Below are 8,511 nucleotides of genomic sequence, written 5' to 3'. Positions count from 1 at the left end.
CTGCCGATGGCGCTGCTGCGTGCACGCGAGGCGGTGATGCGGCAGTTCCGGCCGTCCTTGCGCAAGCATGATCTCACCGAGCAGCAATGGCGGATCTTGCGGGCATTGGCCGCAGTGGATGCCATCGAGGTCACGGAGCTTGCGCATCTCGCCTTCCTGCTCGGGCCGAGCCTGTCACGTATCCTACGCGACCTGGAGGCGCGCGGCCTGGTGACACGCAAACTTGTAGAGCGTGACCAGCGGCGCAGCGTGCTCTCGATCGCGCCCAAGGGATTGAAGCTGATCGGGCAGGTCGCGCCGCATTCAGAGGAGATCTACGCGGAAATCGCCGCGCGTTATGGCGTCCGCAGGCTCGGTGAATTGCAGAAGATGCTGGGCGAGCTGGAGGTAAGCCTTGCCGGACGGGCGTCGCGTTCCGATGCGTCTGAATGACGTTTTTTGCATGAGCCCTCCAGCCCCGGCGCATAGCTGTTCATGCCCAGCGCTTGAGCAGGGAATGAGGCGCTGATTGCGGCGTTAATGATTGAAGCGGAGTGATTGTGGCCTGTGGTCGATATCGTCGGTTGGCAATTTACTCCGGCCGCAAGAGCCCTTAAACAGCCTTGGACTCTGCGGTCGGACGACACGCGAAGATCAATGAAGACCGCCCAAGAATCGCGGTCAGGGAGGACATAGATGAGTTTGACGAGACGTGATTTCGCGGCCGGTATCGTCGCCGGCCTTGCGGCGCCTGCCATCATCGGACGTGCCCGCGCGCAGGGCGCAACCATCAAGATCGGCATGTGCGCGCCGGTGACCGGCCCGGCCGCGGAATCCGGGGGATATGCGATCAAAGGCGCCAAGATTGCGCTTGATGCCGTCAACAAGGCCGGCGGCATCCTCGGCAAGCAGGCCGAACTCATCGTCGAGGACGATCAGACCACCAATCCCGGCATCGTGCTGGCCTTCTCCAAGCTCGCCTCGCAGTCCGATATCGTCGCTTTCCTGGGCTCGATCCGCTCCACCCAGGTGCATGCGATGGCGCCCGACGTGCTCAAGCTCGGCAAGCCGGTGATGATCGGCGGGACCGACCCGAACCTCACCCACATGGGCAATCAGTGGCTGTTCCGCTTCCGCCCCAATGACAGTTATTCCGGCGGCGTGATCGCCGAATACGGCACCAACACCTTGGGCAAGAAGAAGTGGGCCGTGCTGCATTCGACCGACGCGTTCGGGACCGCCGGCGGCAAGGCGCTCAGCGCGGCGCTGGAAAAACTCGGCGCCTCCTCGGTGCTCGATCAGGGCTATGCTAACAACAGCCAGGATTTCACCCCGGTCGTGCTCGCCATCAAGCAGTCCGGCGCCGATATCCTCGGTTCCTACTTCACCTTCGAGAACGATCTTGGCATCTTTGCCCGGCAGCTGCGCCAGCTCGGTGTCAACATCCCCTGGGTTGGCTCGCCCTCGATCGTCAACATCACCGCGCTGAAGCTCGCCGGTCCCGCGCTCTACAACACCTATGGTGTTGCCGATTATGCAGAGGATTCCAGCGACGCCTCCAAGGCGTTCGGCAAACTCTATCGCGACGCCACCAAGGTTGCGCCCGACAACCAGAGCTCCTGGACCTACGACGCCATCAACGTGCTGTCCGCGGCGATCAACAAGGCCGGCTCGACCGATCCCGGCAAGATCCGCGAGGCGATCCTGGCGACCAAGAAGTTCCCGGGTGCCGAGGGCGAGTACAATTTCGACCAGAACGGCGATGGCCTGCACGGCTATAACATCGTGAAGAATGACAAGGGCAAGATCGTCTTCGACAAGCATATCGAATTCGACAACTGATCCGCGACAACGGCCTCCCGCATCGCGCGGGAGGCGGCGTCGTTCCCTAAGGTATCTGTACCCTCAAAGGTCTTCTGGCCTCTCATGGATCTCGTTCTGCAACTGCTCTTCACGGGCATCGGCATTGGTGCCGTCTACGCGCTGGTGGCGCTCGGCTTCGTGCTGATCTTCCGCGCCACCAATGTGGTGAACTTCGCGCAAGGCGAGTTTTCCATGGTCGCGGCCTACCTGATGGTGGTGTTCTCCGTCGATCTCGGCTGGCCTTACTGGCTGTCGTTCCTGCTCGCGCTCGCCGGCATGGCGCTGCTCGGTGTCATCTTCAATCTCGGCGTCTACTACCCGCTGCGCCACCGCAGCTATCTGCCTGTCATCATCGCGACCATCGGCGCCTCGATCCTGCTCGCCAATTCGGTGCTGGCGATCTATGGGCCGCAGCCGCAGGTGCTGCAGGGCTGGTTCGACACGCCCGGCATCCAGCTCGGCCCGGTCTATCTGGATAGCCAATATCTCCTGATCATCGCTGTGACGGTCGCGCTGGTGATCTTCAACTACTGGTTCTTCGAGCACACGATGCTCGGCAAGAAGCTGCAGGCGACCTCGCAGGACAAGGAGATGGCCTCGCTGCTCGGCATCTCCGTGACCAGCATGATCATGATCACCTTCATCTACTCTGCCGTACTCGGCGGGCTCGCCGGCATCCTGGTGGCGCCGGTGCTGTTCGTGTCGATCCAGATGGGATCGACCATCGCGCTGAAGGCCTTTGCCGCCACCATCATCGGCGGCTTTGGCGACGTTGCCGGGGCGATCATCGGCGGCCTCGCCATCGGGGTGATCGAGACGTTTGGCGCCGCCTATATTTCAGTGCCCTACAAGGACGGCTTCGCCTTCCTGGTGCTGATCGCCTTCCTTATTCTCCGGCCGCAAGGGCTGTTCGGCGAACGCGTGGCGGAGAAGGCATGAGCGTGGGGAGCGACAACATGCAGGCAACGACGCCTGTCCTGCGCACGCGGTTCGCCTTGGTCCGTCATGTGCCGTATTTCATCGCCGCTGCCATCCTGGTGGCGGTTGCCGCCAGCATGAGCTTCGACGGCTACGTCCTCAACATCCTGCTGCAGGCGACCACGTTCTCGATCGCCGTGTTCGGGCTTTGCGTCGTGCTCGGTCTCTGCGGCCAGATCAACCTGGCGCAGGCGACATTCTTCGGGTTCGGTGCCTATGCGGTCGGGCTCGGCACCGCCGATCTTCATATGAGCTATTGGCTCTGCCTGGTTGCGGGCTGCGGCGTGGCGTTGGTTGCGGGCGCCTTCCTCGGCGCATCGACCCTGCGGCTCGGCGGCCATTACCTCGCCATGGTGACGATCTCGTTCCAGCAGATCGTGACCTTGGTCATGATCAACGCGATCGGCATCACCCATGGTCCGGACGGCGTTTCCAACATCGGACGGCCCGAGCTGTTTAGGACGTCGCAAAGCTATCTGGCGTTCTGCGTTGCGATGCTTGCGATCGTCGGCTACCTGGTCTGGCATTTGCCGGATACCAGGATCGGCCGCGCCATGCGCGCGGTGCGCGACAACGAGCTCGCCGCCGGCGTCAACGGCATCGACGTGTTCAAGACCAAGGTCTACGCGTTTGCGATCTGCGCCGTGCTCGGTGGTCTCGCCGGCGGCCTGTTCGCGGGTGGCTTCGCCTATGTCAGTCCGGACCAGTTCTCGTTCGCCGATTCCATCGTGTTCCTGACCATGTCGCTGCTCGGCGGCGTGGCGTCGCCGATCGGCTCGGTGATCGGCACCGGCCTGCTGATCCTGATCCCGGAATGGCTGCGCTTCCTGAAGAGCGTGCCGGGGCTGTATCTCGCGATCTACGGCCTGTTCGTGATCCTGATCATCCGCTTCATGCCCGACGGCATCTGGGGCTTCGTCACGACAGGTTTCGAACGCTGGCGTGCCAAGACCAAGGCGCCGCCGGCGGCCAAGCCGCTGCAGCTCAAGCCGGCCACGGTCGGCGGCGACATCGTGCTCGAGGTCAAGGGCCTGTCCAAGCACTTCGGCGGCCTCAAGGCGGTCGACAATGTCGATATCGCGGTCAGGCGCGGCGGCGTGCACGCGCTGATCGGGCCGAACGGCTCCGGCAAGACCACGACGCTGAACGTGCTCTCCGGCCTCTACAAGGCGACCTCGGGCTCGATCACGCTCGACGGCACCGACATCACCACGATGCCGCCGCATCAGCGCACCGCTTCGGGCTTGGGACGCACGTTCCAGAACATCCGCCTGTTCCGCTCGATGACGGCGCTGGAGAATGTCGAGATCGGCGCCGAGCGTCCCGGCAACACCATGATCGGGGCAGGGGGCGCGGCTGCGCTCACCGAGCGCGCCATGGAGGCGCTAACCTTCGTCGGCCTCGGCAACCGCGCCAACGAGCTGATCACGAGCTTCTCCTACGGCCACCAGCGGCTGATCGAGATCGCCCGCGCGCTCGCCTCGAACCCGACCTTGCTGCTGCTCGACGAGCCCGCGGCAGGCCTCAACTCGACGGAGAAGCTCGAGCTGCACGAGCTGCTCAAGCGCATCGCGGCACAGGGCCTCACCATCCTGATCATCGATCACGATATGACGCTGGTCTCCGAGGCGGCTCAGCACATCACCGTGCTCAATTTCGGTCGCCGCATCGCGGACGGCGAATCGCTGGCGGTGCTGCGGCATCCCGACGTGATGTCCGCCTATCTCGGGAGCGAATGATGGCGTTGCTCGAAGTCCGCAACCTCGTCGTCCGCTACGGCGAAATCGAAGCGCTGCGCGGCGTCTCCTTCAGCGTCGAGGAGGGCAAGGTCGTCACCTTGCTCGGCGCCAACGGCGCCGGCAAGTCGACCACCTTGCGTGCGATCTCGGGTCTTTCGAAGCCGACTTCTGGCGAGATCGTATTCAACGGCGAGACCATCTCGGGACTTGGACCCGAGGCGATCGTGCGGCTCGGCATCTCGCACGTGCCGGAAGGGCGGCGGGTGTTTCCCGGCCTGACGGTGAAAGAGAACATCATGCTCGGCGCCTCCAACCGCCGGGCATCGAAGGCGCAGCTGTCCCGCGAGGCAGATGCGATGTTCGACCTGTTCCCGGACATCCGGAAGTTCTCAGGCGTGCTCGGCTGGACCTTGTCCGGCGGTCAGCTTCAAATGGTCGCGGTGGCGCGCGGGCTGATGGCCAAGCCGAAGCTCCTGCTGCTCGACGAGCCGTCGCTCGGCCTTGCGCCCGTTATCGTGCAGGCGGTGTTCAAGATCATCTCGGAAATCCGCCGCAACACCACCGTCCTGCTTGTCGAGCAGAATGCGCGCATGGGCCTATCCGTAGCCGACTATGGCTATGTGCTGGAGACCGGGCGTATTGTGCTGGGTGGCAAGCCCGACGAATTGTGGGGCAACGAGGCGATCGCCGCCGCCTATCTCGGCGGCCACGCCAAAGTGCCCGTCTGATCCAACACTGTGAGCTATCATGGTCACCATCAAGGTTGAAAACCTCATCGATTTCGTTGCCGATGTATTTGCGCACGCGGATTCATCAGCTGAAGAGGCGCGGCGCATCGCGACCTATCTCACGACGGCCAATCTGACCGGGCATGACAGCCACGGCGTGATTCGCGTTCCCGTCTACATCAGATGGAAGAAGATGGGCTCGATCGTGCCGAACCAGACCGCCGAGGTCGTGGTCGATACGCCGTCGCTCGTGGTCGTCGACGGTAAGTTCGGCTATGGCCAGACGGTGACGCCGCAGGCCGTCAGGCTGGGCATCGAGAAGTGCAAGAAGGCCGGCGTGACCGCGCTTGCACTGCGCAATTCCGCACATCTCGGCCGTGTCGGCGACTGGGCCGAGATGGCCGCCGCCGAAGGCCTGGTGTCTATTCATTTCGTGACGGCCGCCGGCTCGCTGCTGGTCGCACCTTATGGCGGCGTCGAGAAGCGGTTGTCGACCGCGCCCTATTGCGTCGGCATTCCACGCGAGGGCCAGGATCCCATCGTGCTCGATTTCGCCACGTCGATTGTTGCCGAAGGCAAGGTGCTTGTCGCCAGTCGCGGCGGCAAGAAGCTGCCCAAGGGCGCGCTGATCGACAGCGACGGCACGCTAAGCGAGGACCCCGCGGTGCTGTACGGCCCCTATGAGCCGGATGGTCCGCGCGACCACACCAAGGGCACCGGCGCGATCCGTGCCTTCGGCGACCACAAGGGCTCAGGGCTCGCCTTCATCTGCGAGCTGTTAGGCGGCGCCTTGACCGGCACCGGCGCGACCTCGGCGGACCGGCGTTTCGCCAATGGCATGCTGGCGTTCTACATCGACCCCAAGGTGGTCGACCCCGCCCATTTCTTCGACGGCGAGGTCACGCGCTATACCGATTTCATCCGGGCCACCAAGCCGGTTGCCGGGGTCGACAAGGTGCTGGTCCCCGGTGATACCGAACGGGCGACGCGTGCGGAGCGCACCAAGAATGGTGTGCCCTTGCCGGACGACACCTGGGCGGCGATAGTGAACACGGCACGCGAGGTCGGCGTCAGCGAGGCAAGCATCCAGCGGGCGACGAGCTAACCAGTTGTCGTCATTGCGAGCGCCAGCGAAGCAATCCAGAATGGTACCCAACGCTGGGGTGCTTCGTCGTTCAAGCTCCGCACAATAATAACACATTCGATAACAAGGAAGGAACGCACACGTGGCAAAGAACAAGGTCAAGCAGGTCTGGGCAGAAGGCAAGGCGGTGGTCAACGCGTGGCTCGCGATCCCCTCCGGCTTCTCGGCCGAAGTGGTGGCGCAATGCGGTTTCGACAGCGTCACCGTCGACATGCAGCACGGCGTCCAGGACTACCTCTCGATGGTGCAATGCTTCCAAGCGATGGGCGGCCATCCGGTGACGCCGATGGTGCGTGTGCCGTGGAACGAGCCCGGAGTCATCGGCAAGGTGCTCGATGGCGGTGCCTATGGCGTGATCTGCCCGATGGTCAATACGCCGCAGGAAGCGAGGAACCTAGTCTCCTATGCCAAATATCCGCCGAAGGGCACGCGCTCCAACGGCCCGATCCGCTCGGGCATGTATGGTGGCGCCGGCGAGTATCAGAAGACCGCCAATGACGAGATCGTGCTGCTGCCGATGATGGAGACAAAAACGGCGGTCGAGAACATGGAAGCGATCCTCGATGTCGAGGGCATCGACGGCGTCTATGTCGGCCCATCCGATCTCGGCTTCTCCTATGGCCTGGTGCCGAAGCTCGATCGCGACGAGCCGGAGATCCTCAAGATCTACGAGAAGATCGTCAAGGAGTGCGGCAAGCGCGGCCTCAACCCCGGCATCCACTGCAGCGGCGCCGAGGGCGCAGTGCGCGCCATCAACATGGGCTTCAAGCTGGTGACGCTCTCGAACGAGGTCGGCCTGATGATGACCTATGCCAAGATGCAGGTGAACCAGACCCGCAAGGATTCCGGCGGCAAAGCGTAAAGGGCGAATGGCGGATGGGGAGTAGCGAGTAGGGAAGCTTCTATTCGCTATTCGCTATTCGCCACTCACCATTCGCCTAGTCCCGCTCCGTCGACAAACTCAACTGAGAGACACAACCATGACACCGGTCCCCGTGATCCGCCTGCATCCCGAAGACAGCGTGCTGATCGCCCGTGCGAGCCTGCCGCCGGGGCTCGTCGTCGCGGACGGCGTCACGACGTCGGAGCGGATTCCGGCCGGTCACAAGGTCGCCATCAGGCCGATCGCGCTGGGCGAGCCGATCAAGCGCTACGGCCAGATCATCGGCTTCGCGACCGCGCCGATCGCGCCCGGCCAGCATGTGCATACCCAGAATTGCGGTATGGGCGATTTCGCCAAGGACTATGCCTACGGCGTCGACGTCAAGCCGGTGCCGAATTTCGATTTGCCCGCGACCTTCGAGGGCATCCGCCGTCCGGACGGCCGTGTCGCCACCCGCAACTATATCGGCATCCTGACCTCGGTGAATTGCAGCGCGCATGTCGCGAGCCTGGTCGCTGACGTCTTCAAGAAGAACCCGTTCTCCGGCGACAATCCGCTGGCCGACTTCCCCAACGTCGACGGCGTGGTGGCGCTGACCCACAAGACCGGTTGTGGCATGACCCAGGACGAGCCGCTGAAGCTGCTGCGGCGGACGCTCGGCGGCTACGCGCGCCATGTCAATTTTTCCGCCGTCGTCGTGCTCGGCCTCGGTTGTGAGGTCAACCAGATCGGCGGGTTGATGGACGAGCAGAAGCTTGCCGGCCGGCTGCGTGCGATGGACATCCAGGAGGTCGGTGGCACCCGCAAGACCGTCGAGGCCGGCATTGCCTTCGTCAAGGAGGCGCTCGCAGACGCCAACAAGGTCAGGCGCGAAACCGTCTCGGCCAGCGAGTTGACGGTTGCCCTGCAATGCGGCGGCTCCGACGGCTATTCGGGGGTCTCGGCCAATCCTGCATTGGGTGCAGCGAGCGATCTCTTGGTGCGCCATGGCGGCACGGTGATCTTGTCGGAGACGCCGGAGACCTACGGCGCCGAGCACCTGTTGACGCGGCGCGCGGTCAGCCGCGAGGTCGGCGAGAAGCTGGTTGCCTTGATGCGCTGGTGGGAAGAGTACACCCAGCGCGAGGGCGCGGAGATGAATGCCAATCCAAGCCCGGGCAACAAGGCCGGCGGCCTCACCACCATCCTCGAGAAGTC

General features: G+C 63.6%; 8 protein-coding genes. All 8 read left to right on the top strand.

Annotated features, from left to right (window positions below):
* The coding region (gene hpaR, locus WA702_RS12945; protein ID WP_425110923.1) for a homoprotocatechuate degradation operon regulator HpaR at positions 1-432 on the top strand (432 nt) is incomplete at its 5' end.
* 243 nt (positions 433-675) lie between these two features.
* Complete coding sequence (locus WA702_RS12940; protein ID WP_425110922.1) at positions 676-1,821, top strand: ABC transporter substrate-binding protein; 1,146 nt, start codon at positions 676-678, stop codon at positions 1,819-1,821.
* A gap of 84 nt (positions 1,822-1,905) precedes the next feature.
* Positions 1,906-2,781, top strand: a complete 876-nt coding sequence (locus tag WA702_RS12935; RefSeq protein ID WP_425110921.1) for a branched-chain amino acid ABC transporter permease — start codon at positions 1,906-1,908, stop codon at positions 2,779-2,781.
* Positions 2,778-4,559, top strand: coding sequence for an ABC transporter permease subunit (locus WA702_RS12930; RefSeq protein WP_425110920.1), 1,782 nt, complete (start codon positions 2,778-2,780; stop codon positions 4,557-4,559). Before WA702_RS12935 ends, WA702_RS12930 begins: the two co-directional genes overlap by 4 nt.
* Positions 4,559-5,287, top strand: coding sequence for an ABC transporter ATP-binding protein (locus WA702_RS12925; protein ID WP_425110919.1), 729 nt, complete (start codon positions 4,559-4,561; stop codon positions 5,285-5,287). The genes WA702_RS12930 and WA702_RS12925 overlap by 1 nt, the downstream gene beginning before the upstream one ends.
* 19 nt (positions 5,288-5,306) lie before the next feature.
* Positions 5,307-6,392, top strand: coding sequence for a malate/lactate/ureidoglycolate dehydrogenase (locus tag WA702_RS12920; RefSeq protein ID WP_425110918.1), 1,086 nt, complete (start codon positions 5,307-5,309; stop codon positions 6,390-6,392).
* A gap of 121 nt (positions 6,393-6,513) precedes the next feature.
* Positions 6,514-7,293: an HpcH/HpaI aldolase family protein gene (locus WA702_RS12915; protein ID WP_425110917.1), complete on the top strand. Its 780-nt coding sequence runs from the start codon at positions 6,514-6,516 to the stop codon at positions 7,291-7,293.
* A gap of 118 nt (positions 7,294-7,411) precedes the next feature.
* A partial coding sequence (locus tag WA702_RS12910; protein WP_425110916.1) for a UxaA family hydrolase occupies positions 7,412-8,511 on the top strand: 1,100 nt, incomplete at its 3' end.

The sequence above is a fragment of the Bradyrhizobium sp. genome, from assembly GCF_049798375.1.
Taxonomy (GTDB): Bacteria; Pseudomonadota; Alphaproteobacteria; order Rhizobiales; family Xanthobacteraceae; genus Bradyrhizobium.
The sequence above is the reverse complement of the archived record's forward strand: the minus strand, read 5'-3'. Positions and strand labels throughout refer to the sequence as shown.

Coding starts and splice junctions, on each gene's coding strand:
- WA702_RS12935 (WP_425110921.1), top strand. CDS start 1,906: ATGGATCTCGTTCTGCAACTGCTCTTCACGGGCATCGGCATTGGTGCC.
- WA702_RS12925 (WP_425110919.1), top strand. CDS start 4,559: ATGGCGTTGCTCGAAGTCCGCAACCTCGTCGTCCGCTACGGCGAAATC.
- WA702_RS12930 (WP_425110920.1), top strand. CDS start 2,778: ATGAGCGTGGGGAGCGACAACATGCAGGCAACGACGCCTGTCCTGCGC.
- WA702_RS12920 (WP_425110918.1), top strand. CDS start 5,307: ATGGTCACCATCAAGGTTGAAAACCTCATCGATTTCGTTGCCGATGTA.
- WA702_RS12940 (WP_425110922.1), top strand. CDS start 676: ATGAGTTTGACGAGACGTGATTTCGCGGCCGGTATCGTCGCCGGCCTT.